Here is a 22939-nt window from a genome sequence, read left to right as displayed (position 1 = left end):
AGCCCCCATCCATGTCCGTCCTGACCACCGAGCCGAACGCCGCCCCCGCCGGCGAGGAGCCACCTGACACCGGTGAACGCCATCGGCTGACCGCCGTCACCGGCCTGGCCGCGCTCTCCCTGGACGCGATGGCGTCGGTGGCCTACGGCCCCGAGGCGATCGTCCTCGTCCTGGCGGCCGCCGGGGCGCATGGCCTGGGCTTCACGATGCCCGTCACGCTGGCCATCGCCGCCCTGCTGGTGGTGCTGGTGGCCTCGTACCGGCAGGTGATCGCGGCCTTCCCGGACGGCGGCGGCTCCTACGCCGTCGCGAAGACCCACCTGGGCGCGCGCACCGGCCTGGTGGCAGCGGCCTCCCTGGTCCTGGACTACGTCCTCAACGTCGCCGTGGCCGTCACGGCCGGAGTGGCGGCGCTGACCTCGGCTCTCCCGGGGCTGTACGACGACCGGCTGTGGTTGTGCCTGGCCGTGCTGGTGCTGATCACGGCGGTGAACCTGCGGGGCATCGTGGAGTCGGCGCGGGCCTTCATCGTGCCGACGGTGGTGTTCGTCGGGTCGATCTTCGTGCTGATCGCCGTCGGTCTCTTCCGGTCCGGGCCGGTGAGTACGGCGACCGCGGACGGTCATGCCTCCGTGCTCGCGGACAACGCCACCACGGTGGGCGCGTTGCTCCTGCTGAAGGCTTTCGCCTCGGGGTGTGCCGCGCTCACCGGTGTCGAGGCCATCGCCAACGCCGTGCCGTCCTTCCGCGTCCCGCGCGCCCGACGGGCCCAGCGCGCGGAGGTCGCCCTCGGCGCCGTGCTCGGCGTCATGCTGATCGGGCTGTCGGTGCTGATCTCCCGCTTCCACCTCCAGCCCGTCGAGGGCGTCACCGTCCTCGCGCAGCTCGCGGACGCCTCGCTCGGCCACAACTGGGCCTTCTACGTGATCCAGTTCGCGACGATGATCCTGCTGGCCCTGTCCGCGAACACCTCCTTCGGCGGACTGCCGGTGCTGCTGAAGCTGCTGGCCCGCGACAACTACGCGCCGCACGTCTTCGCCCTGAAGGCCGACCGGCAGGTCCACCGCCACGGGGTCCTCGCCCTGGCCCTCGTCTCGGCCGCGCTGCTGGTCTTCTCCGGCGGCGACACCAACACCCTCGTGCCGCTCTTCGCCATCGGTGTCTTCGTCGGCTTCACGATCGCCCAGGTGGGCATGGTCCGGCACTGGCGCCTCGACAAGGGGCCTGGGTGGCGCGGCAAGACGCTGCTCAACGGCTCCGGCGCGCTCCTCACCGGCATCGCGGCCGTCGTCGTCACGGTGGAGAAGTTCCAGGAGGGCGCCTGGCTGATCGTCATCGCCCTGCCACTCCTCGTGGTCGCCTTCGAGACCGTGCACCGCGCCTACGGCCGGATCGGCGAGCGGCTGGGCCTCGGGCGCATCCCGGAGACCCCGCACCGGGAGCGCTCGCTCGTGATCGTGCCCGTCTCCTCCCTGTCCCGGCTCACCTCGGAGGCCCTGACGGCGGCCTCCTCCCTCGGCGACGAGGTCCGCGCGGTGACCGTCTGCTACCCCGACCCCGAGGACTGGGCCGCGCTGCACGCCCTGGAGCGCTCCTGGGCCGAGTGGGACCCGCGTGTGCCCCTGGTCGGGCTGGTCTGCGAGCGGCGCGGTCTGGGCCGCCCGATCGCCGCCTACGTCCGTGAGGTGGCCGCGACCGAACCCGCGGCCCAGGTCACCGTGCTGATCCCGGAGACCGAGCCGGAGCGGCTGTGGCAGCGGATGTTGCAGAACCAGCGGGGCGCGGTCGTCGCCCATGCCGTACGGCGGGAGACGGACGCGGTGATCTGCCGGCTCCGCTTCCGGCTGCCGTGAGCCGGACCATCGGCTGGCAGGCCGGTACGGATCACGGCCGTATGGGTTCCGTCAAAGCCGTGGGTGCCGCCGTAAGGGAGCCGTCAACGGACGGTCCGATCGGGCCGAAGAGGCGGTTTCCTCTAGCTGTCCCTTTCCAACGAACCTCACTCCAGGAGTTCGCGATGGCCGATCTGGCCTTCGTCATCGCCATCATCGCGGGTTTCGCGCTGGTGGCCCTCGTCGCCAAGGGGGTGACGAAGCTGTGACCGCCGAGAACATCGTCGGCCTCGTCGTGGCCGTCGCCCTGCTGGGCTATCTCGTCCTCGCCCTGATCTTCCCGGAGAGGTTCTGAGAGCCACATGGGTCCCGTACTCGCCGGCGTCCTCCAGCTGCTCGCCCTCATAGGCGCGCTGGCACTCGTCTACATCCCCCTCGGCAACCACATGGCCAAGGTCTACACCTCCGACCGGCACTGGCGCGTCGAGAAGTGGATCTACAAGGGCATCGGTGCCAACCCGAACACCGAGATGCGCTGGCCCGCCTACCTGCGCGGAGTGCTCGCCTTCTCCGCCGTGAGCGTGCTGTTCCTCTACCTGCTCCAGCGGCTCCAGGGCGTCCTGCCCGGCTCGCTCGGCTTCACCTCGATCGACCCCGACCAGGCGTTCAACACGGCGGTCTCGTTCGTCACGAACACCAACTGGCAGTCGTACTACGGCGAGCAGGCCATGGGCCATGTCGTGCAGACCGCCGGTCTGGCCGTGCAGAACTTCGTATCCGCGGCCGTCGGAATCGCCGTCGCGGTGGCTCTGGTACGAGGGTTCGCGCGCTCCAGGACCGGTGAGCTCGGCAACTTCTGGTCCGACCTGGTCCGTGGTGTCGTGCGCATCCTGGTGCCGTTCTCGATCCTCGCCGCGATCGTGCTCGTCGCCTGCGGTGCCATCCAGAACTTCTCCGGCATCCACGAGGTCGGTCAGTTCATGGGCGGCTCGCAGCAGTGGAACGGGGGCGCGGTCGCCTCCCAGGAGGCCATCAAGGAGCTGGGCACCAACGGCGGCGGCTACTTCAACGCCAACTCCGCCCACCCCTTCGAGAACCCCACCCCGTTCACGAACCTCTTCGAGATCTTCCTGATCCTCGCCATCCCGCTCGCGCTGACCCGCACCTTCGGCCTCATGGTCGGCTCGGTCAAGCAGGGCTACGCGATCCTCGCCACCATGGCCACCATCTGGATCGGCTTCACCGCCCTGATGATGTGGACCGAGTTCGCCCACCACGGTCCGGCGTTCGACATCGCCGGCGGGGCCTACGAGGGCAAGGAAGTCCGCTTCGGCGTCGGCGGCTCGTCGATCTTCGCCACGGCGACCACACTCACCTCGACCGGCGCCGTGGACTCCTTCCACTCCTCCTTCACCGGGCTGGGCGGCGGCATCACGATGCTCGGCATGATGCTGGGCGAGATCGCGCCCGGCGGAACCGGGTCCGGCCTCTACGGCATGCTGATCATGGCGATCATCGCGGTGTTCATCGCCGGGCTGATGGTCGGCCGCACCCCGGAGTACCTGGGCAAGAAGATCGGCACCCGCGAGATCAAGCTGGCGGCCTGCTACATCCTCATCACCCCGGCGCTGGTGCTGGTCTTCACCGCCGCCGCGATGGCGCTGCCCACGCCGGGCAACTCGATGACCAACAGCGGGGCACACGGGTTCTCCGAGATCCTGTACGCCTACACGTCCGCCTCGAACAACAACGGCTCGGCCTTCGCCGGTCTGAACGCGGACACGCAGTGGTTCAACAGCACGCTCGGCCTGTGCATGCTGTTCGGCCGCTTCCTGCCGATGGTGTTCGTGCTGGCGCTCGCCGGTTCGCTCGCCGAGCAGCGGCCCGTCCCGGAGACCGCGGGCACCCTGCGAACCAACAAGCCGCTGTTCGTGGGCCTGTTGGTGGGCGCGATCCTGATCATCACCGGTCTGACCTACTTCCCGGCGCTGGCGCTGGGGCCGCTGGCCGAGGGGCTGGCGTCATGACCACCGACGTAACGAATCAAGAGGACGCCATGTCCACAGCCACCCCGACCCGGGCGCCGCACAGCGACGTCCCCACCGGGCACAAGGCCGCCGAAGGACGTGTCGGCGCGGGTCTCTTCGACCCCAAGCAGCTGCTGAATTCGCTGCCCGACGCGTTCCGCAAGCTCGACCCGCGGGTGATGGTGAAGTCCCCCGTGATGTTCGTGGTCCTCGTCGGCTCGGTGCTGACGACGGTCTTCTCCTTCAAGGACCCGGGGGACTGGTTCGGCTGGGCGATCAGCGCCTGGCTGTGGCTCACGGTCATCTTCGCGAACCTTGCGGAGGCGGTCGCCGAGGGCCGCGGCAAGGCGCAGGCGGACACCCTGCGCAAGGCCAAGACCGACACCGTCGCGCGTCGCCTCACCGGCTCCGTGGAGGAGCAGGTCCCCGGCACCGAACTGCGCGTGGGCGACCTGGTCGTCTGCGAGGCGGGCGACATCATCCCCGGCGACGGTGACGTCGTCGAGGGCGTCGCGTCGGTCGACGAGTCGGCCATCACCGGTGAGTCGGCGCCCGTCATCCGCGAGTCCGGCGGCGACCGCAGCGCCGTGACCGGCGGGACCAAGGTCCTCTCCGACCGTGTCGTCGTCAAGATCACGACGAAGCCCGGCGAGACCTTCATCGACCGCATGATCGCCCTGGTCGAGGGCGCCGCGCGGCAGAAGACGCCGAACGAGATCGCGCTGAACATCCTGCTCGCGTCCCTGACGATCGTGTTCCTGCTCGCGGTGGCCACGCTGCCGCCGTTCGCCGACTACGCGGGCACCCACCTGACCATGGTCGTCCTGGTGGCTCTCCTGGTCTGTCTGATCCCGACCACGATCGGCGCCCTGCTCTCCGCGATCGGCATCGCGGGCATGGACCGGCTGGTGCAGCGCAACGTGCTCGCCATGTCCGGCAGGGCGGTCGAGGCCGCCGGTGACGTGTCGACGCTGCTGCTCGACAAGACCGGCACCATCACGCTCGGCAACCGCCAGGCGTCGGAGTTCGTGCCGGTCAGCGGCGCCACCGAGGCCGAGGTCGCGGACGCCGCCCAGCTCTCCTCGCTGGCCGACGAGACACCCGAGGGCCGCTCCGTCGTCGTCCTGGCGAAGGAGAAGTACGGCCTGCGCGAGCGCCGGCAGGGCGAGTTGGCCGGTGCCGAGTGGATCGCCTTCACCGCACAGACCCGGATGTCCGGAGTGGACGTCGACGGGCGCAGCATCCGCAAGGGCGCGGCCGGTTCGGTCATGACCTGGGTCAAGGAGCGCGGCGGCACGGTCTCCGCGGACGCCGACACCCTGGCCGACCGGATCTCCGAGGCTGGCGGCACCCCGCTGCTCGTGGCCGTCGAAGACGCCCGAGGCGCCCGGGTGTTGGGTGTCATCCACCTCAAGGACGTCGTCAAGGAGGGCATGCGGGAGCGGTTCGACGAACTGCGCCGCATGGGTATCAAGACCGTCATGATCACGGGCGACAACCCGCTGACCGCCAAGGCGATCGCCGAGGAGGCGGGCGTCGACGACTTCCTCGCGGAGGCCACCCCCGAGGACAAGATGGCCCTCATCAAGCGGGAGCAGGCCGGCGGCAAGCTCGTCGCGATGACCGGTGACGGCACCAACGACGCGCCCGCGCTGGCCCAGGCGGACGTCGGCGTGGCCATGAACACGGGCACGTCGGCCGCCAAGGAGGCCGGCAACATGGTCGACCTCGACTCCAACCCGACCAAGCTCATCGAGATCGTCGAGATCGGCAAGCAACTCCTCATCACCCGGGGCGCGTTGACGACGTTCTCCATCGCCAACGACGTGGCGAAGTACTTCGCGATCATCCCGGCGCTGTTCGCTGCGGTCTACCCGGGCCTGGACAAGCTCAACATCATGGGCCTGTCCTCGCCGGACTCCGCGATCCTGTCCGCCGTCATCTTCAACGCGATCATCATCATCGCGCTGGTGCCGCTCGCCCTGCGGGGTGTGCAGTACCGCCCGGTGAGCGCGGACAGGATGCTCCGCCGCAACCTCACGATCTACGGCCTCGGCGGGCTGATCGCCCCCTTCGTCGGCATCAAGCTCATCGACCTGCTCATCTCCCTCATCCCCGGAATCGGCTGACCCGTCATGAACAACTCGGTTACGAACACCGCCCGGCTGCTGGGGGCGGGTCTGCGGGCCCTGCTCGTCCTGACCCTGGTGACGGGTGTCATCTACCCGCTGCTGGTCACGGGGGTGGCCCAGGCGCTCTTCAACAACAAGGCGAACGGCTCCGAGATCAAGGCGGACGGCAAGGTCGTCGGTTCGTCGCTCATCGGCCAACAGGGCTACAGCCTGGACTACTTCCAGCCCCGTCCCGCCAACGGACTGGGCGAGAACTCGGTCAACACGCAGTACAAGCTGATCCTGTCCGGCGCGACCAACCGCTCCGGTGACAACGCCGAGCTCATCAAGTGGGTGAAGGAGGCCAAGGCCAAGGTCGTCAAGGAGAACTCCACCGCCGACTACAAGGTCCGGCCCTCCCAGGTACCCGCCGACGCGGTGACGTCCTCCGGTTCCGGCCTGGACCCGGACATCTCCCCGGCCTACGCCGACCTCCAGGTCCACCGGATCGCCGAGCGGAACGGCCTGACCGTCGCCCAGGTGCGGAAGCTGGTCGACGACCACACCGAGGGCCGCACCCTCGGCTTCATCGGTGAGCCCCGGGTGAACGTCCTGGAACTCAACATCGCGCTCAAGGACCTCGCAGCGGACAAGTGACGGCCCCACGCGACCCAGTCGGGAGCCGGCGGCCGGGGAAAGCACCCCGGACCCGCCGGCTCCCACCGCCATGAAGACAGGAAAGGCACACACCCATGACCCGGGTGCTCGTGGTGGAGGACGACCCGCAGCTCGTACGGGCCCTCGTCATCAACCTTCAGGCACGCAAGTACGGAGTGGACGCCGCCCCCGACGGAGCCACGGCCCTCCGGCTCGCCGCCGCCCGCCAGCCCGACGTGGTCCTGCTCGACCTCGGCCTGCCCGACATGGACGGCGTCGACATCATCAAAGGACTGCGCGGCTGGAGCCGTATGCCCATCCTGGTGCTGTCCGCCCGGCAGGGCTCCGAGGAGAAGGTGGCCGCGCTCGACGCCGGCGCCGACGACTACATCACCAAGCCGTTCAGCATGAACGAACTGCTGGCCCGGCTGCGGGCCGCCGTCCGCCGCACCGAGGACGCGTCGCTCGTGCCCGAGACGACGCTGGTCGAGACGGCGGACTTCACCATCGACCTGCTCGCCAAGAAGGTCGTCCGCGGCGGGCGGGACGTACGGCTGACCCCCACCGAATGGCACCTGCTGGAGATCCTGGTGACCAACCCGGGACGGCTGATCACCCAGAAGCACCTCCTCCAGGAGGTGTGGGGCGTCTCGCAGCGCAGCAAGACCAACTACCTGCGGGTCTACATGGCCCAGCTCCGCCGCAAACTCGAGACGGAGCCCTCCCACCCGCGCTATCTGATCACCGAGCCCGGCATGGGCTACCGCTTCGAGGGATGACATGGCACGCGGCAAGCTTCGGATCTACCTCGGCGCGGCACCGGGCGTCGGCAAGACCTACGCCATGCTCTCCGAGGCCCACCGCCGGATCGAGCGCGGTACGGACTGCGTGGTCGCCTTCGTGGAACACCACCGCAGGCCGCGCACCGAGGTGATGCTGCACGGCCTGGAACAGACTCCGCGCAAGGAACTCGCCTACCGGGACAGCGTCTTCACCGAGATGGACGTGGACGCCGTCCTGGCCCGCCGGCCCCAGGTCGCCCTGGTCGACGAACTCGCCCACACCAACATCCCCGGCTCCCGCAACACCAAGCGCTGGCAGGACGTGGAGGAACTGCTGGCCGCCGGCATCGACGTGATCTCGACCGTCAACATCCAGCACCTGGAGTCGCTCGGCGACATCGTCGAGTCGATCACCGGGGTACGGCAGCGCGAGACCGTACCCGACGAAGTGGTACGGCGGGCCGACCAGATCGAACTGGTCGACATGTCACCTCAGGCGCTGCGCCGCCGCATGGCCCACGGGAACATCTACAAGCCGGACAAGGTCGACGCGGCCCTCTCCAACTACTTCCGGCCGGGCAACCTCACCGCCCTGCGGGAGCTGGCGCTGCTGTGGGTGGCGGACCGCGTCGACGCGTATCTCACCGAGTACCGCAGCGAGCACCGGGTCTCGGCGATCTGGGGTTCGCGGGAGCGGATCATGGTCGGGCTGACCGGCGGTCCGGAGGGGCGCACCCTGATCCGGCGGGCCGCGCGGCTCGCCGAGAAGGGTGCCGGCGGCGAGGTCATGGCCGTGTACATCTCCCGCAGCGACGGCCTGACCACCGCCTCCCCGAAGGAACTGGCCGACCAGCGCACCCTCGTCGAGGACCTCGGCGGCACCTTCCACCAGGTCGTAGGGGAGGACATACCGGCGGCCCTGCTGGACTTCGCGCGCGGGGCCAACGCCACCCAGATCGTCCTCGGCGTCTCCCGGCGCAGCGGCTGGCAGTACGCCTTCGGACCGGGCGTCGGCGCGACCGTGGCCCGGGACTCAGGACCGGACCTCGACGTCCACCTGATCACCCACGACGAGGCGGGCAAGGGCCGCGGACTGCCGGTGGCACGCGGAGCACGGCTGGGCCGCTCCCGGGTCGTCCGGGGCTGGCTCGTCGGCGTACTGGGCCCCGTCCTCCTCACCTGGCTCCTCACCGGCGCCGCCCCGGACGTCGGCCTCGCCAACGACATGCTGCTGTACCTCACCCTGACCGTGGCGGCGGCCCTGCTGGGCGGGCTCGTCCCGGCGCTGGCCTCCGCGGTGGTGGGCTCCCTCCTGCTCAACTGGTTCTTCACCCCGCCCGTCCACACCCTGACCATCGCCGACCCGAAGAACATCGTCGCCATCGCGATCTTCGTCGGGGTCGCCGTGTCGGTGGCCTCCGTGGTGGACGTCGCGGCCCGCCGCACCCACCAGGCGGCACGGCTGCGGGCCGAGTCGGAGATCCTGTCCTTCCTCGCGGGCAACGTCCTGCGCGGCGAGACCTCGCTGGAGGAACTGCTGGAACGGGTCCGCGAGACCTTCGGCATGGAGTCGGTGGCCCTGCTGGAGCGGACCGGCGAGACGGATCCCTGGACCCGCGCCGGCAGCGTGGGACCCCGCCCCGCCGAGCACCCCGAGGAAGCCGACGTCGACGTACCCGTCGGCGACCACATGGCCCTGTCCCTGCGCGGCCGGGTGCTTCCGGCCGCCGACCGCCGGGTACTGGCCGCGTTCGCCGCGCAGGCCGCCGTCGTCCTGGACCGCCGACGCCTCCGGCAGGAGGCCGACCGCGCCAAGGAACTGGCCGAGGGCAACCGCATCCGCACCGCGCTGCTCGCCGCCGTCAGCCACGACCTGCGCACCCCGCTGGCCGGCATCAAGGCGTCCGTGTCCTCGCTGCGCTCCGAGGACGTCGCGTGGTCCGAGGAGGATCAGGCGGAGTTGCTTGAGGCCATCGAGGAGGGCGCCGACCGGCTCGACCTCCTGGTCGGCAACCTGCTCGACATGTCCCGCCTCCAGACCGGCACCGTCACCCCGATCATCCGCGAGACCGACCTCGACGAGGTCGTGCCCATGGCGCTCGGCGGGGTGCCCGAGGACAGCGTGGACCTCGACATCCCCGAGACCCTGCCCATGGTCCACGTCGACCGGGGACTGCTGGAACGGGCCGTCGCCAACGTCGTCGAGAACGCCGTCAAGCACAGCCCGCCGGGTGAGCGGGTCCTGGTGTCGGCGAGTGCCATCGCCGACCGGGTCGAGGTACGGGTCGTCGACCGCGGACCCGGTGTCCCGGACGAGGCCAAGGACCGCATCTTCGAGCCCTTCCAGCGCTACGGCGACTCGCCCCGCGGCGCCGGAGTCGGCCTCGGCCTCGCGGTCGCGCGCGGCTTCGCCGAGGCCGTCGGCGGCACGCTCCACGCCGAGGACACGCCTGGGGGAGGCCTCACCATGGTGCTCGCGCTACGGACGGCACCGGAACGGCGACCGGAACAGCCGGACCTGCCGGCGGCGGCCACGTCGTGAGAGGGCCGGGCCCGGGGTGCCGGATTTCGCGGTGCCGGGGCGCTCGGTTGCCGCGTGCAGTACCGGGCTCCTGTGTGACGCGTTCGCCGTCCTGCGGCTGGGCGCTCAGACGCTGGGCGGCAGGACGGCGCACTCCCGCTCGAAACGCCCGGTGTCCAGCCGCAGCCGCAGGACGTTGCGGCGGTGCGCGGCCTCCAGCGCCGTCTGAAGCGGGGACGGCGGTACCGCGAGGACGGGACAGGTGGCGTGGGCGAGGCAGTCGCGGCCGACCGACGGCCACAGCGCACGGCGCAGCCGCCCGCGCCGTCCGGCGCCCACCACGATGACATCACCCTCCCGGTCGGCGATCCGCATCAACGCCGGTCCCGGGACACCCTGGACGACGAGAGCCTGCCCGGGCAGCCCGGTGTCCGTGCCGCCGAACACGTCCCGCAGAGCCTTGAGCAGCCTCTCGCGTGCCGGCCGCTCCCAGTCCTCGACGACGATGGCCGCCGCCGTCGACCTGCGGGCGGCGAGGGTTCCACCGGGCGGTTCCCAGGCCAGCACCGGCCAGAGTTCGGCGCCCCGGCGCCGGGCCTCGTCGGCGGCCCGGACGAGGGCGGTGAGACTTCCGGGCGAACCGCTCACTCCCACGACAAGACGTGCGGCCGAAGGTGGGTGGGACTCGGGCATCTGATCCTCCTCGGAACCCTTCCATCTCACCTCCGTCGGGAGGCCTCCGAACACCCCTCACGCCCGTTCCTGACGCCCTTCTGACGGCCCTTTCCCCGCCCTCCCACCAGCCGCGTCAACTCTGCGTCAAGGTCGCCCGGATCACCGTCAGCGTCCCGTCAGGGCACGCCCGGGAGCGGGGGACACCGGGCATAACGTCGAGGGCGAGCGCCCCGGTCCGCCTCCCCGCGTCCGGGGCCTCACCGATCACCTGCACCCTGCCTTCCAGGAGGCCTCACATGGCAGAACTCCTTCAGGACGACGACCCCGAACCCTCCGATCGGTTCCCGGCCGGACCCCTCTACGTCCCGGTCCGGCCGGGTCCCTGCGGCTGTGCGGCCCGGCTCTTCCGCACCCCGCTCGGCGACCGCACGGCCGTCGGCTTCACCTCCGTATCCCGCCTGACCGCCACGCTCGGCCCCGCCCAGGCATGGATCCGCCTCGCCGCGCCCGCCCTGCGCGCGCTCACCGCCCCGCTCGGCATCACCACCGTCACGGTGGACCCGCAGTTCTCGGCACCGGCTCCCACTCCGGTCGAGCCCGCCGCTCCTGTTCCCGTCCTGCGGACTGCCTGAGAGGGGCAGTCACGATGACCACCGTTCACGAACCCACCGCCACCACCGAGTCCGCCGAACTGTCGGTGTGGCCCGCCTCCACCGCCGGGTCCCGGCACGGCGACCTCGCCGTGGGCGGCGTAGCGCTCGCGGAGATCGCCGACCGCTTCGGCACCCCCGTCTACGTCCTCGACGAGGCCGAGGTCCGCGACCGCTGCCGCACCTACCGGGACGCCTTCCCCGAGGCCGAAGTCCTGTACGCCGCCAAGGCGTTCCTGTGCCGGGCCATGGCCCACTGGGTCGACGAGGAGGGCCTCGGCCTGGACGTCTGCTCGGCCGGCGAACTCGAACTCGCCGTCACCACCGGCTTCCCGCCGGACCGGATCACCCTGCACGGCAACGCCAAGTCGCCCCAGGACCTGGCGGCCGCCCTGCGCCTGGGCGTCGGCCGGATCGTCATCGACAGCCCCTCGGAGATCGCCCGGCTGGCCGCGGCGGTCGGTCCCGGAGGCCACCAGAGGGTGATGGTCCGGGTGGTGCCCGGCATCAGCGCCGGCTGCCACGAGAAGATCCGCACCGGCACGGACGACCAGAAGTTCGGACTGTCCATCGCCGACGGCTACGCCCAGCACGCCATCGCCCGCATACTCGATCAGCCGCAGCTCGAACTCACCGGTCTGCACTGCCACTTGGGCTCACAGATCACCAGCGTCAAGCCCTACCTCGCCGCCGTACGCCGCATGGTGGGCCTGATGGCCCGGCTCCACGAACAGCACGGACTGATCCTGCCCGAACTCGACCTCGGGGGCGGCCACGGCGTCGCCTACCGCCCCGGCGAGCGGGCCCTGGACCTGACGTCACTGGCCCGCAGGGTCCGCACCGAACTCACCGACGCGTGCGCCGCGGCCGGACTCCCCGTCCCTCGGCTGATCATCGAACCGGGCCGGGCGATCGCGGGCCCCGCGGGTGTCGCGCTCTACCACGTGCTGTCCGTCAAGCACACCGGCCCGCACACGTACGTCGCCGTGGACGGCGGCATGAGCGACAACCCGCGCCCGGCCCTGTACGGCGTGCGGTACGCGCCCCGGCTCGTCGGCAGGCACAGCATCGCGGCCCCGGCCCGGGTGACCGTGGTCGGGCGGCACTGCGAGGCGGGCGACGTCCTGGCCGCCGACGTCGAACTCCCCGCCGACGTACGCCCCGGCGACCTCCTCGCCGTACCCGTGGCCGGCGCCTACCACCTGTCGATGGCCTCCGACTACAACCTGGTCGGCCGCCCACCCGTGGCCGCCGTACGCGACGGCATCGCCCGCCTCCTGGTCCGGCGGGAGTCCTTGGAGGACATCCGCAGCAGGGATGTCGGCCTGTAGCCGGCCATGTGCCGGAGGGGGGCGGTCGCCGCCCTCCTGGGCACCGTCGTCCACCTGGTGTTCCGTGGGAAGGGCCGGCTCTGACGTCGGCCTTACCGTCGTTTGGCACACTGTCCGGATCCAATGGTCCGCTGAAGGAGAAGTCCCGCATGTCGATGGTCGGCAACCTGCGCAAAGTCGCGAACCTGGCGCGGCGCACCCGCCGTCGCCGTGTGGACCTCAGCCACCCGGCCCGCTCCCCGCTCGGCTCGACGGTGGTCAACTGTGTCGTCTACCACGACGGCGTCCGCCGCCCCGCAAGGGATTCCGTGGAGGAATCCGTGCGCTACGCCCGCAAGCACCGGGGCGGCTTCGTCTGGCTGGGCCTGCACGAACCGGGGGAGGAGGAGTTCGCCGGTGTCGCGGAACTCTTCGGCCTGCACCCCCTCGCCGTCGAGGACGCCGTCCACGCCCATCAGCGCCCCAAGATCGAGCAGTACGGCGAGGTCCTGTTCTCCGTCTTCAAGACCGTCACCTACGTAGAGCACGCCGAACTGACCGCGAACAGCGAGGTCGTCGACACCGGCGAGATCATGGTCTTCACCGGCCCCGACTTCGTCGTCACCGTCCGCCACGGCCGCCACGGCTCCCTCGGCCCGCTGCGAGAGGACCTCGAAGCCCACCCAGAGCTGATGGCCAAGGGCCCCTCCGCGGTCCTGCACGCCATCGCCGACCACGTCGTCGACGACTACGTCACGGTCACCGACTCCGTCCAGAACGACATCGACCAGGTCGAGAGCGACGTCTTCTCCCCGCGCAGCCCCCGCAACGCCGACGCCGGCCGCATCTACCAGCTCAAGCGTGAACTCCTGGAACTGAAGCGGGCCGTGGTCCCGCTCGCCCGCCCCCTGGACCGGCTCGCCACCGAGCCGCGTGCCTGCGTGGACAAGGAGATACAGGCGTACTTCCGGGACGTCACCGACCACCTCACCCGCGTCACCGATCAGATCAACGCCTACGACGTCCTGCTCGACTCGATCCTCCAGGCCCACCTCGCGCAGGTCACCGTCGCCCAGAACGAGGACATGCGGAAGATCACCGCCTGGGCCGCGATCATCGCCGTACCGACCATGGTCTGCGGCGTCTACGGCATGAACTTCGACCACATGCCGGAACTGCGCTGGACCTTCGGCTACCCCCTCGTCCTGACCGTCATCGCCACGGCCTGCCTCGTCCTGCACCGGAATTTCAAGCGCAATGGCTGGTTGTAGGCCCTCCTCGTGCCCGGCCGGCCGTAGTGTCCGGGGATGAGCAGCTTCACCACGCACCGCCGGCGGGTCCACGACGAGAGCCTGCCCGCGCGTGTCCGCCACACGAATCTGCGGTCCTGTCTCGTCCACTTCGCGCCCTACGGCTTCCGGGCCACCTATCACCACCTCTGCCACAGCGCGGGGATCCCCAGGGACCCGGATCAGGACCCGGGCTCGGTCGTACGCGCCATGGCGGAGCTGCACGCTGCCCGGCAGCTGTGGCTCGCGGACGAACGCGCCTATCTCACTCGTCGTCGAGCGGAGAAGGCACGTGGCTCTCGGCAGGTGCCGACGGACGGGTCCTGGCGAGACCGGCAGCACAGGTGGGGGAGCATCGCCTTCTGTCCCGATCCGGCGATGCACCCCGACGAGCCGTTGCCCGTGGTCGTCGAGCGGGTGCTGCGTGCGTCGGTCCCGCCCGCTCGAACTGCCGCGCTGACCTGCCCCGTCTGCGGAACCCAGGACAACACCAGTGCCTGGCACGACGGTCACCACTGGATCCACCACCTGTGCGGACAGTGCGGTGTCAGCCTCGCCGTACAGCGGGCCGACGCGCCCGACCCACCGCTGGCGGCCGCCCACACCCGGCAGTGGAAGGACATCTGGAGGCTGCGCGACGCGTCGCCCCGCCCTCGCACCTGAGAGGGCAGGCCGGCCGCGGGGTAGGCTCACGGGCCGGGCGAACACACGACCGACGGGGGATCATGACGGGATACCTGGGGCCACTGGAGCTGGTCGGGGACCGCTGGATCATCGGGGACCCGAAGCGGGAGGGCGGCTCGTGCCTGGTTCTCACCGCCGAGGGTATGGAGCACCACGAGCCCGGAGCGCCGGAACCCCTGGCCGTCCTCCCGTGGTCCAAGTTCGTGGAACTGAGGATCCGAGCCACCCATAAGGCATGGCACGCCACTCGCACCATGGGCGTGCTGGGCACGCTCGGCAGCAGCTACATGGAGACCGGCCCCGGCGGCTGTTCCGTGGGCGGAATCCTTCGCCATCCGTACGAGCACTGGTCGGTGAACTACACCCATCACGAGCGCCCCTATACGGGCCTCCACGTGTACATGGTGGAGGCCCTGTTCCGGAGGACGTCCGAGGCCAGGGCACTGCACCGCCTGGGTGACCCGGAGTGGCTGGGGGCGGCCGTCAGCCGGCTGGCGCCGGTGTCCACGTGGTGGGCGCCCTCGCTGAATCGCCAGGTGCGGGAGATCATCGAGAACGTCGGCACCTGACCATGGGCGTCGGCAGACGTACGTCCGCCGGACGCGGCTCCGACGCCCACCTCCGGACAAGGGGCTACTGGACGAGCTCCCAGTCCTGGGAGCCGTCGGTGAGCGCGCTCTGCAAGGTGAGTTGGGCTCCGGCGGCCGCACCGGTCAGGTACAGGCTGGTGTTCTTCACGGACTGGAGCCGGTAGAACCCGTCGCTGGTCTTCACGAGGTTCCAGCTGCCCGTACCGCTGTTGTCGACCCACTGGCCGATCTTCTGGCCGGTCGTCGCGTTCCCCGTCCAGACGGCCGCCGCCCGGCCGCCCGACTTGTTCAACAGCGTGACTCCGCCGCCCGGTTCGGTCACCACATGCCAGAACTGGGTGTCCGTGTTCGCCGCCGAGCCGGGGGCCTCAAGACGTACGTCGGGCACGTCACCGTTGCCGATGTTCGCGTCGTTGGTCTTGTTCCCGGTCCCGATCACCTGGTCCGTCCTGCGGTTCACCAGTTGGTAGTAGGCGCCGTCCGAGTGGCCGAGGTCGACCTCGGCGAACTTGAGCGTCGACGTGCCCTGGTTGTTGAGGATCACGACGCGGCCGGTGCCGTCGACGTACTGGAGGTTGCGGCTGTACGCGGCCGGTGAGGTCGTCTGGTACTCCGTCCACGTGCCGTCGACGCGTCCGCTCTCGTTGACCCAGACGTTGCCGCTGCCCGCGGCGTTGTAGACCAGGCGGCCACCGGGGAGCCTGATGAGGACCGGGCTGCCGTTCATGCTGAGGGGGTGCGAACCGGTGGCGACCGGCAGTGAGTCGACCCCTGTCCCGGTGGCCGATCCGGTGAAGAACTTCAGCGGGTCGTCGGCGAACTGGTAGCGGGTGTTGGCACCGCCGCCCCAGTACTCGTAGGTGATCATCCACTTGCCGTCCGTGGTGCGGACGACGTTGGTCATGCCGGGCCGGCCGCCTCCGATCTCCGTCTTGCCGCCGCCCATGTCCTGGGTCATACCGGCGATGTCGACGACGGGAGCGCTCCAGCTCGTGCTGCGGCCGTCCCAGGTCCTGTGGACGAGGATCTGGCCGAGGGAGTCCGTGGCGGTGTCGTTCGCGGGGTCGAGGGTCGGGACACCGGTGGTCGCGTCGAAGCCGGTGTAGTCGTTCTCGTCGGAGTAGTAGCAGACGAGCCGGCCCTTGTGGACCATCAGATAGGGCTCCCAGAGGGGGTCCACCTGGCGGTTCGTGTTGGCGGCGGCGATGTTCTGGCCAGTGGCGCCGGCGCTGCCGCCCTGCCAGCCTCCGGTGGCGACGACGTTGTTGATCTTCCAGGTCGCGCCGTCGTCGGTGCTGGAGTACAGGGCGATCGCCAGATCCTTGCGGTCACCGTCGTTGGACGGCGTCCAGTTGGGGTCGGCCGCCTTGTGCTCCTTGTAGTAGTGGTCATCGCCCGAGACGACCGTGGCGAGGAGCAGGGTGCCCTGCTTCAGGTCCCCGACGTCCTGGGGAAGCGTGTAGAGGTACGGGTTGGTCCAGTTGCTCGTGTACTTCGCGTACTGGGGATCGGTGGAGAGGTACGCCGGGGCCTTGACCTCGGACAGCGGCTGCCACGAGGTGCCGTCGTCATCGCTTTTGTAGACCGGGAGGGTCTGTCCGTCGGCGCTGCCCGTCGAGGTGACGACGGTGGACTTCTCGAACGCGGCCACCAGCCGACCGCTCGGCAGCTGGGCCGACTTGGGGTAGACCGCGCAGTTGCCGCGCCCCTTGAGGCACGGCTCGCTGCCGAGTTGGTACAGGGTGCCGCCCGTCGGGTTGTACGCCTGCGCGCCGGAGGCGGGTATGGCCAGCAACGCGGACGCGGCGGCGAAGGTGCCCAGCGCCCTGCCCAGGGATCTTCTCTGCATGGTTCCTCCGTCTGTGAACGGCCACGGTGGGGCCGGGGGGTTCAGCTGTTGTCGGCGGCGACAAGGACGCGTACGTCCCAGGGGCCCAGCTCCAGGGCGGTGCCGGCCGGAACGGGGGCGTCGCTCAGGACGTCGGAGAGGTCGACCGGGGCATAGGCGCGTGCGGGCTCCCAGCTCCAGTTGTGCACGATGTGGACGCGGCGTCCGTCGGGGGAGACACCGGTCGTCGCCGTCACGGATGTCGGGAGCCCCTGCCACCCGCTCTGTGCGGCCGGAGCGAGCCAGTCGGCCAGTGTCCGGGCGAGGTCGCGGCCGGGCACCGTGCCCACACAGGTGATGCGTCCGGCGCCGTGCCGACGGGTGGTGACAGCGGGCCAGCGGCCGAAGTGCGGGTGGTCGTAGGAGGCCAGCACGTCGGCGTCCACGGCCGTGAGGCACTCGATCCAGTGCGTCGCGGTCCCGTTCGCCCTGAGCGGGCCGCCGGGTTCGACATGGACGGGCACGTCGTGGGTGAGGTTGCTGAACTCGTCGTAGTGGATGCCAGCGGCCTCGGTGAGACGCCCTGGGGCAGGCTCGGTCCGGGCGCGGGCCTCGTGGTCGGCGTACGCGGTGCGCGGACCGAGCACGAGGTGGCCGCCCGCGTGGGCGTAGGCGGCGAGCCAGTCGAGCGTGGCGTCGTCGACGAGGTACAGGGCGGGGGCGACGAGGACCGGATGGCGTCGCACGGCCTCCTCGGCCGTCATTCCCTCCCGCTGTCCGCTGGGGTCGTGCAACTGGCGTGCGTGGACGATGCGGACCTGGCGGCCGGCGTCGAAGGCGCCGCGGTAGAAGGGGTCGAAGACGCGATGGTAGGAGGCGGGGTCGGGTTCGCCGTTCGGCCGGGACAGCGGCGGGTACTTCTGCATCAGCCACTTGCTCGGCAGCGAGTAGACCATCGTGATGTCGGCGTCCGGTTCGAGCCCGGCGACGAGGGGGCCGGCCTTGTCGAACTCGACGCCCAGGCGGGCCAGTTCGGCGTAGGTGCGGCCGGGCCGTCCACTGTGCGGCAGCACCCCGCCCCAGTACGTCTCCGCGCCGAAGCGCAGGGTCTGCCACTGCCAGTACTCGATCATCCGCGCACCGCGCGCGACGTGCGCCCAGGCGGCCTGCCGCCACTGGCCGTCGTAGCCCGGACGGTTGTCCCAGGGGAAGCCGATGGAGTTCGCGTTGGTCTCGGTGACGAGGAACGGCTGCTGCCGGGAGGAGAACATCCGGTCGGCCGTCTGGTACATCGCCCACACGCCGGTGCTCTTCCAGGCCTGCTCGTGCTCGTCCGGTGTCGGGTCGGGCAGCAGCAGCCCGTCCTGCATGTCGTAGTACGGGTTGCCGGAGGCGATGTCGAGACGGTCCGTCATCGCGTCGTCCTCCACCCCCTGGCGGGTGTACGAGATGCAGGTCGTGACGAAGTGCCCGGGGTGGGCGTACTCGCGGACGATGTCGGCCTGCCAGCCGATGAACTCGGTGACCTGCCGGGCCTGGAACTCCCGCCAGGCGACGTCGTACTGGGGCTGCTCGTTGCCGTCCGGGGTCCACAGATCGGCCCAGGTCGACAGGCGGTGCGACCAGTAGACCAGGCCCCACTCGCGGTTGAGGGTCTCGACGTCGCCGTACCTCTCCCGCAGGTGGTCCACGAAGCGCTGGAAGACGCCGTGGTTGTGGAAGAGGTGCAGGCCCGGTTCGTTGTCGACCTGCCAGCCGATGACCGCCGGGTGGTCGGCGTACCGGGCGACGATCTCGCGGATCACCCGCTCCGCGTGGAAACGGAACGCGGGGTGGGTGAAGTCGACCTCCTGGCGGGCGCCCCAGCCGATGCGCTCGCCGGTGCGCCGCTCACCGGTGATCTCCGGGTACTGGCGTGCCAGCCACGGCGGCACGGCGTACGTCGGTGTGCCGAGGACGACGGAGATGCCGCGCTCATGGGCGCCGTCGAGGACGGGTTGCAGCCAGTCGAGGTCGAAGCGGCCGCTCGTGGGCTCCCAGGTCGACCAGACCGACTCGCCCACCCGGATCACGGTGAAGTGCGCCTCGGCCATCAGGTCCAGGTCGGTCTTCAGCTGTTCGTCGGGACGCAGTCCGGGGTCGTAGGCGGGCGTGTACTCGTGGTAGTACGCGGCGCCGAAGAGGACACGGGCAGGCAGAGCCGCCATGAAGGGAAACCTCCGATGAGACGGGGAAACGGGGAAGGTACGAGCGTGGTGCGCGCTATTGCTTGACGCCGCCGGAGGCCAGTCCGCTCTGCCAGTAGCGCTGGAGCATCAGGAAGGCCACGACGAGGGGCAGGATCGAGATCAGGGATCCGGTCACGACGAGCGCGAGCATGTCGCTGCTGGCGCCCGCCCCGCCGTTCTGGGCCTGCGCGGCCCAGGACGAGAGACCGACCGTGATGGGGTACAGGTCCGGATCGTTGAGCATGATCAGCGGCAGGAAGTAGTTGTTCCAGGTCGCCACGAGGGTGAACAGCAGGACGGTCACCAGACCGGGGCCCAGCAGCCGCAGAACGATCCGGAAGAAGATCCGGGCCTCGCCGGCGCCGTCGATGCGGGCGGCCTCCAGGATGCTGTCCGGTACGGCGTCCTCGGCGTAGACGCGCATCAGGTACAGGCCGAACGGGTTGACGAGCGAGGGCAGGATGATCGCCCAGGGGGTGTTGACCAGGCCCGCCTTCGCGAAGAGCAGGTAGGTGGGGATCGCCAGGGCCGTGGTCGGCACCATGACGGCGCCGAGGACGAGGTTGAAGGCGGCCCGGTTGCCGCGGAAGCGGAACTTGGCGAACCCGTAGCCGCTGGCCGCGGCGAGCAGGGCGGCGCCGATCGCGCTGACACCCGCGTACGCGACCGTGTTGAGCAGCCAGCGCAGGAAGACGCCGTCGTCCTGGGTGAAGGTCTCCTTGATGTTCGTCAGGAGCTGAGGGGCGTGGGAGAACCACAGGCCGAAGCTGTTGAAGAGGTCCTGGGTGCTCTTGGTCGAGGCGATCAGCAGCCAGAACAGGGGGAGGAGGAAGTAGGCGAGGGCGGCGAGCATGGCGATGGTCAGCGGGGTGCTGCGACGACCGGACAACGGCCTGCGGCCCTTGGTGCGGTCCTTGCCGGCAGTGCGCCGAGAGGTGGGTTCGACGGCGGCCGGGGGAGTGAGGGTCGTCACGAGGTCCTCCTGCGGTTGGCGGTGAGCAGGACGCCGTAGGAGGCGATCACGATGAGGAGGCCCAGGAGGAAGGACACCGTGGCCGCGTAGTTGACCTGCTGGCCGGTGAAGGAGAGGGAGTAGGCGTACAGGTTGGCGGTGTAGGAGCTGCTGATGACGTCCGGGGCGACGTTCATCAGGAGCTTGGGTTCGTTGAAGAGCTGGAAGCTGCCGATCACGGAGAACAGCAGGGTGAGCAGCAACGCCGGGCGCAGTGCGGGGAGTTTGATGGACCACGCGATACGCCAGGCGCCCGCTCCGTCCACCGCGGCCGCCTCGTACAGCTCGGTGGGGACGGTGCGCAGCGCGGCGTACAGGATGATCATGTTGTAGCCGACGAACTCCCAGGTCACGATGTTCGCGAGGCTGCCGAGCATCCAGCCGTCGCTCAGGAAGTCCGGGACCGGCAGATCCAGGTGCCGGCTCAGCTGGGCGAACGGGCCGAAGTCCGGGCCGTAGAGGTAACCCCACATGAGGGTGGCGACCACGCTGGGCACGGCGTAGGGCACGAAGATGCCGAGCCGGATCACCCGGGCGAGCCGTAGCAGGCCGCTGTCCAGGGCGAGCGCGAACAGCAGCGCGAGCAGCAGCATGACGGGGACCTGGATCAGGAAGAACAGCGCCACCCGTCCGACTCCGTGCAGGAACTGCGAATCGCCGAGTGCCTGGGCGTAATTGTCGAGTCCCACGAACACCGTGCCGCCGATGAGGCGTTCCTGGAAGAGGCTCAGGTAGGCGGCGTAGCCGAGCGGCGCGAGGAACAGCAGGAGGAACAGCACCATGAACGGTGCGACGAACAGCGGCCCCGCCGAGGGGCGGTGGCCCTTGCCGCCGCGTCGGGGACGTGTCGGCCCGTCCCGGCGCCGGCCCTTGGCAGCGGCCGCGGTCGTGGCAGTCATCATCGGCCCTTTCTGGGGGAGGGGTTGGGCTGAGGTGGGACGGGCGGGCCCCGCGCCGGCGCGCGGGACCCCGCGAACCGTCAGGAGTGGACGGTGAAGCCCTGCTTCTTGGCGTAGGTGACGAGCCGCTCCTGCCAGCTGCCGAGCGCCGCGACCGTGTCGGACTTGTCGGCCAGGGAGGTGCCGACCGTCTCGGTCCAGTCGGTCGCCGCCTGGTCGAGGAACGGCGGCCACTGGAAGGAGGGCGAGACGGTGTCGCCGATGTCGGCGAAGACCTGGTTGACCTTCTGGCCGCCGTAGAAGGTGGGAGCGTCGCCGGTGAACGACGCGTCGGTGAGCAGGGCCTTGGTGGCGGGGAAGAAGAACTGCTCGGTGGCGAACATCTTCGCGCTCGCCGGGTCGCTGTTGAGGAACTGGGCGAACATCGCCGCCGCGACCGGGTTCTTGGTGGAGCGGATGACCGCGGTGGTGGAGCCGCCCCAGTTGCCCGAGCTGGGCTTGGCGGCGTCCCACTGCGGCAGCGGGGCCGCCCGCCACTTTCCGGCGGTGGACTTGGCGGAGCCGGAGAGGAAGACCGGGCCCCAGGCCGCGGTGAGCCAGGTGGCGTACTTGCCCTTGTTGAGGGCCGCGTACCAGGAGTCGGTGAAGTCCGGCTCGACCCCGATGACCCCTTCCTTCGCGAGAGTGCCCCAGTATTCGCCGAGCTTCTTCGAGGCCGCGTCGTCGACGCTGATGGTGATGTCGCTCTTGCCGGCGGTGACATACGGCTTGGCGTCCGCCTGCCACAGCAGGCCGTGCCAGGCGGCGGGCTGGTTGGCCGCGAGGTTGGTGAGGTAGACGTCGGGGTCGGCCGCGTGGAGCTTGCGGGCCGCCTCGGCGAACTCGTCCCAGGTCTCCGGCACTTCGATGCCGTGCTTGTCGAAGATGTCCTTGCGGTACAGCATGCCCATCGGGCCGGTGTCCTGCGGGATCGCCCAGACCTCACCGTCGCTTCCGCTGATCTGGCCCCAAGTCCAGTCCACGAAACGGTTCTTGAGAGCGGACGCGCCGTACGGCCGCAGATCCAGCAGGCTGTCGGTGATGGTGAAGGTCGGGATGGCCTGGTACTCGATCTGCACCATGTCCGGCGCGCCGCTGCCGGCCTTCAGCGCCGTGCGCAGCTTGGTGTACTGCGGGGTGCCCTGACCGGCGTTGACGACCTTGACCTTGATCGCCGGGTACTTCTTCTCGAAGAGGGCGACTTCCTTGGCGATGTTCGGGACCCAGGTCCAGAACGTCAGCTGGGTCGGCGTCTTCATCGCCTTGTCGATGTCGGCCTGGCTGACCGGCTTGGCGGAGCCGGACGAACTGCCGCTGTCGCCACTGCCGCAGGCGGACAGTACGGCTCCCAACGAGACCGCTCCCGCGGTGGTGAGGAAGAGCCGACGGCTCATCTGGGAAGGGCTGGGGGTGGAACTGGTTCTGCGCACGGTGAACTCCCGCCGATGACTGGGTGAAGGGCACGCCGGAGGCAGGCGTGCGGAGGAGGAGGTGACGAGGGAGAGGTGACGAGGGAGAAGGAGGGCTCGGGCGTGCCGGCCGTCAGGACCCTGGGGTCGACAGGGTGTGGGCGTACGTCCTCGGGACCTTCGCCGGTGGGCGTTCCGCTGCCGCTGAGCGGGAGGCCTGCGGCCGGGGAAGGCATGGGACGGAACGGAGCGTTGTCGCGGCGGACCTACTCGGCGGCAGCCGCGTGAGAGGAGAGGACGCGTCGCCCGGGTGACGGGGTCTCCGTGCCGTGCGAGGACGCGGTCGGTGAAGCGGCGAGGGATGCGGGGAGCGGTGCGGCGGCCCGCCGGGTGACC

The 22939-nt window shown here is 70.2% G+C and carries 19 protein-coding genes; 13 read left to right on the top strand and 6 right to left on the bottom strand.

All coding sequences use genetic code 11. From position 1 onward, the window contains the following. Positions 1-11: 11 nt before the first annotated feature. From HLK59_RS07510 to HLK59_RS07475, 8 genes are all read left to right on the top strand, one after another. A complete protein-coding gene (locus HLK59_RS07510; RefSeq protein WP_171140472.1) occupies positions 12-1853 on the top strand; it encodes an APC family permease in 1842 nt (613 codons plus the stop codon). Then, entirely contained in the window at positions 1850-2101 is a 252-nt protein-coding gene (locus tag HLK59_RS07505) for a hypothetical protein (RefSeq protein ID WP_171140424.1), read from the top strand. The genes HLK59_RS07510 and HLK59_RS07505 overlap by 4 nt, the downstream gene beginning before the upstream one ends. Next, a complete protein-coding gene (gene kdpF, locus HLK59_RS07500) occupies positions 2098-2187 on the top strand; it encodes a K(+)-transporting ATPase subunit F (protein ID WP_016434100.1) in 90 nt (29 codons plus the stop codon). The genes HLK59_RS07505 and kdpF overlap by 4 nt, the downstream gene beginning before the upstream one ends. Before the next feature lie 7 nt (positions 2188-2194). Next, on the top strand, positions 2195-3859 hold the full coding sequence (kdpA, locus tag HLK59_RS07495; protein ID WP_171140471.1) for a potassium-transporting ATPase subunit KdpA: 1665 nt from the start codon (positions 2195-2197) through the stop codon (positions 3857-3859). Then, the gene (gene kdpB / locus HLK59_RS07490; RefSeq protein ID WP_171140470.1) at positions 3856-5988 is read left to right on the top strand and encodes a potassium-transporting ATPase subunit KdpB; all 2133 of its coding nucleotides are present in this window, start codon (positions 3856-3858) and stop codon (positions 5986-5988) included. Before kdpA ends, kdpB begins: the two co-directional genes overlap by 4 nt. A gap of 6 nt (positions 5989-5994) precedes the next feature. Further along, on the top strand, positions 5995-6627 hold the full coding sequence (locus HLK59_RS07485) for a potassium-transporting ATPase subunit C (protein WP_171140469.1): 633 nt from the start codon (positions 5995-5997) through the stop codon (positions 6625-6627). Between the two features lie 95 nt (positions 6628-6722). Next, positions 6723-7406: a response regulator gene (locus HLK59_RS07480; RefSeq protein WP_171140468.1), complete on the top strand. Its 684-nt coding sequence runs from the start codon at positions 6723-6725 to the stop codon at positions 7404-7406. Between the two features lies 1 nt (position 7407). Continuing rightward, positions 7408-9951 (top strand): sensor histidine kinase KdpD, encoded by a 2544-nt coding sequence (locus HLK59_RS07475; RefSeq protein WP_171140467.1) that lies wholly within the window; start codon positions 7408-7410, stop codon positions 9949-9951. Between the two features lie 105 nt (positions 9952-10056). On the opposite strand, the gene HLK59_RS07470 is transcribed toward HLK59_RS07475, so the two are convergent. Then, complete coding sequence (locus HLK59_RS07470; protein ID WP_171140466.1) at positions 10057-10623, bottom strand: universal stress protein; 567 nt, start codon at positions 10621-10623, stop codon at positions 10057-10059. A gap of 278 nt (positions 10624-10901) precedes the next feature. Here HLK59_RS07470 and HLK59_RS07465 point away from each other — a divergent pair, with 278 nt between their 5' ends. The 5 genes from HLK59_RS07465 to HLK59_RS07445 all read left to right on the top strand — a co-directional run bounded on the left by HLK59_RS07465 (position 10902) and on the right by HLK59_RS07445 (position 15107). Continuing rightward, complete coding sequence (locus tag HLK59_RS07465) at positions 10902-11237, top strand: SAV_915 family protein (RefSeq protein WP_171140465.1); 336 nt, start codon at positions 10902-10904, stop codon at positions 11235-11237. A 14-nt stretch (positions 11238-11251) separates the two neighbouring features. Next, entirely contained in the window at positions 11252-12586 is a 1335-nt protein-coding gene (gene lysA / locus HLK59_RS07460; protein WP_171140464.1) for a diaminopimelate decarboxylase, read from the top strand. 149 nt (positions 12587-12735) lie between these two features. Further along, positions 12736-13836, top strand: coding sequence for a magnesium and cobalt transport protein CorA (locus HLK59_RS07455; RefSeq protein ID WP_171140463.1), 1101 nt, complete (start codon positions 12736-12738; stop codon positions 13834-13836). A gap of 36 nt (positions 13837-13872) precedes the next feature. After that, a complete protein-coding gene (locus HLK59_RS07450) occupies positions 13873-14517 on the top strand; it encodes a hypothetical protein (RefSeq protein ID WP_171140462.1) in 645 nt (214 codons plus the stop codon). A 62-nt stretch (positions 14518-14579) separates the two neighbouring features. Then, the gene (locus HLK59_RS07445) at positions 14580-15107 is read left to right on the top strand and encodes a hypothetical protein (protein ID WP_171140461.1); all 528 of its coding nucleotides are present in this window, start codon (positions 14580-14582) and stop codon (positions 15105-15107) included. Positions 15108-15171: 64 nt separating this feature from the next. Here HLK59_RS07445 and HLK59_RS07440 read toward each other — a convergent pair whose 3' ends face one another. The 5 genes from HLK59_RS07440 to HLK59_RS07420 all read right to left on the bottom strand — a co-directional run bounded on the left by HLK59_RS07440 (position 15172) and on the right by HLK59_RS07420 (position 22528). Further along, complete coding sequence (locus HLK59_RS07440; RefSeq protein WP_171140460.1) at positions 15172-16977, bottom strand: RICIN domain-containing protein; 1806 nt, start codon at positions 16975-16977, stop codon at positions 15172-15174. 41 nt (positions 16978-17018) lie between these two features. Further along, entirely contained in the window at positions 17019-19163 is a 2145-nt protein-coding gene (locus HLK59_RS07435) for a beta-galactosidase (RefSeq protein WP_171140459.1), read from the bottom strand. 55 nt (positions 19164-19218) lie between these two features. Then, on the bottom strand, positions 19219-20073 hold the full coding sequence (locus HLK59_RS07430; protein WP_240982268.1) for a carbohydrate ABC transporter permease: 855 nt from the start codon (positions 20071-20073) through the stop codon (positions 19219-19221). Positions 20074-20153: 80 nt separating this feature from the next. Beyond that, on the bottom strand, positions 20154-21095 hold the full coding sequence (locus HLK59_RS07425; protein WP_171140457.1) for a sugar ABC transporter permease: 942 nt from the start codon (positions 21093-21095) through the stop codon (positions 20154-20156). A gap of 80 nt (positions 21096-21175) precedes the next feature. Continuing rightward, positions 21176-22528 carry an extracellular solute-binding protein gene (locus tag HLK59_RS07420; protein ID WP_171140456.1) on the bottom strand — a complete coding sequence of 451 codons (1353 nt, stop codon included), beginning with the start codon at positions 22526-22528 and terminating at the stop codon, positions 21176-21178. Positions 22529-22939: the final 411 nt, after the last annotated feature.

It is taken from the genome of Streptomyces sp. S3(2020) (genome assembly GCF_013044505.1).
Lineage (GTDB): Bacteria > Actinomycetota > Actinomycetes > Streptomycetales > Streptomycetaceae > Streptomyces.
Note: the sequence above shows the minus strand (reverse complement) of the source record. Positions and strands in the feature narration are given on the sequence as shown.

Bases quoted from the DNA above. Each gene is read 5' to 3' on its own strand.
- HLK59_RS07510 (WP_171140472.1), top strand. From the start codon at position 12: ATGTCCGTCCTGACCACCGAGCCGAACGCCGCCCCCGCCGGCGAGGAG.
- kdpA (WP_171140471.1), top strand. From the start codon at position 2,195: ATGGGTCCCGTACTCGCCGGCGTCCTCCAGCTGCTCGCCCTCATAGGC.
- kdpB (WP_171140470.1), top strand. From the start codon at position 3,856: ATGACCACCGACGTAACGAATCAAGAGGACGCCATGTCCACAGCCACC.
- HLK59_RS07485 (WP_171140469.1), top strand. From the start codon at position 5,995: ATGAACAACTCGGTTACGAACACCGCCCGGCTGCTGGGGGCGGGTCTG.
- HLK59_RS07480 (WP_171140468.1), top strand. From the start codon at position 6,723: ATGACCCGGGTGCTCGTGGTGGAGGACGACCCGCAGCTCGTACGGGCC.
- HLK59_RS07475 (WP_171140467.1), top strand. From the start codon at position 7,408: ATGGCACGCGGCAAGCTTCGGATCTACCTCGGCGCGGCACCGGGCGTC.
- HLK59_RS07470 (WP_171140466.1), bottom strand. From the start codon at position 10,623: ATGCCCGAGTCCCACCCACCTTCGGCCGCACGTCTTGTCGTGGGAGTG.
- HLK59_RS07465 (WP_171140465.1), top strand. From the start codon at position 10,902: ATGGCAGAACTCCTTCAGGACGACGACCCCGAACCCTCCGATCGGTTC.
- lysA (WP_171140464.1), top strand. From the start codon at position 11,252: ATGACCACCGTTCACGAACCCACCGCCACCACCGAGTCCGCCGAACTG.
- HLK59_RS07455 (WP_171140463.1), top strand. From the start codon at position 12,736: ATGTCGATGGTCGGCAACCTGCGCAAAGTCGCGAACCTGGCGCGGCGC.
- HLK59_RS07450 (WP_171140462.1), top strand. From the start codon at position 13,873: ATGAGCAGCTTCACCACGCACCGCCGGCGGGTCCACGACGAGAGCCTG.
- HLK59_RS07445 (WP_171140461.1), top strand. From the start codon at position 14,580: ATGACGGGATACCTGGGGCCACTGGAGCTGGTCGGGGACCGCTGGATC.
- HLK59_RS07440 (WP_171140460.1), bottom strand. From the start codon at position 16,977: ATGCAGAGAAGATCCCTGGGCAGGGCGCTGGGCACCTTCGCCGCCGCG.
- HLK59_RS07435 (WP_171140459.1), bottom strand. From the start codon at position 19,163: ATGGCGGCTCTGCCTGCCCGTGTCCTCTTCGGCGCCGCGTACTACCAC.
- HLK59_RS07425 (WP_171140457.1), bottom strand. From the start codon at position 21,095: ATGACTGCCACGACCGCGGCCGCTGCCAAGGGCCGGCGCCGGGACGGG.
- HLK59_RS07420 (WP_171140456.1), bottom strand. From the start codon at position 22,528: ATGAGCCGTCGGCTCTTCCTCACCACCGCGGGAGCGGTCTCGTTGGGA.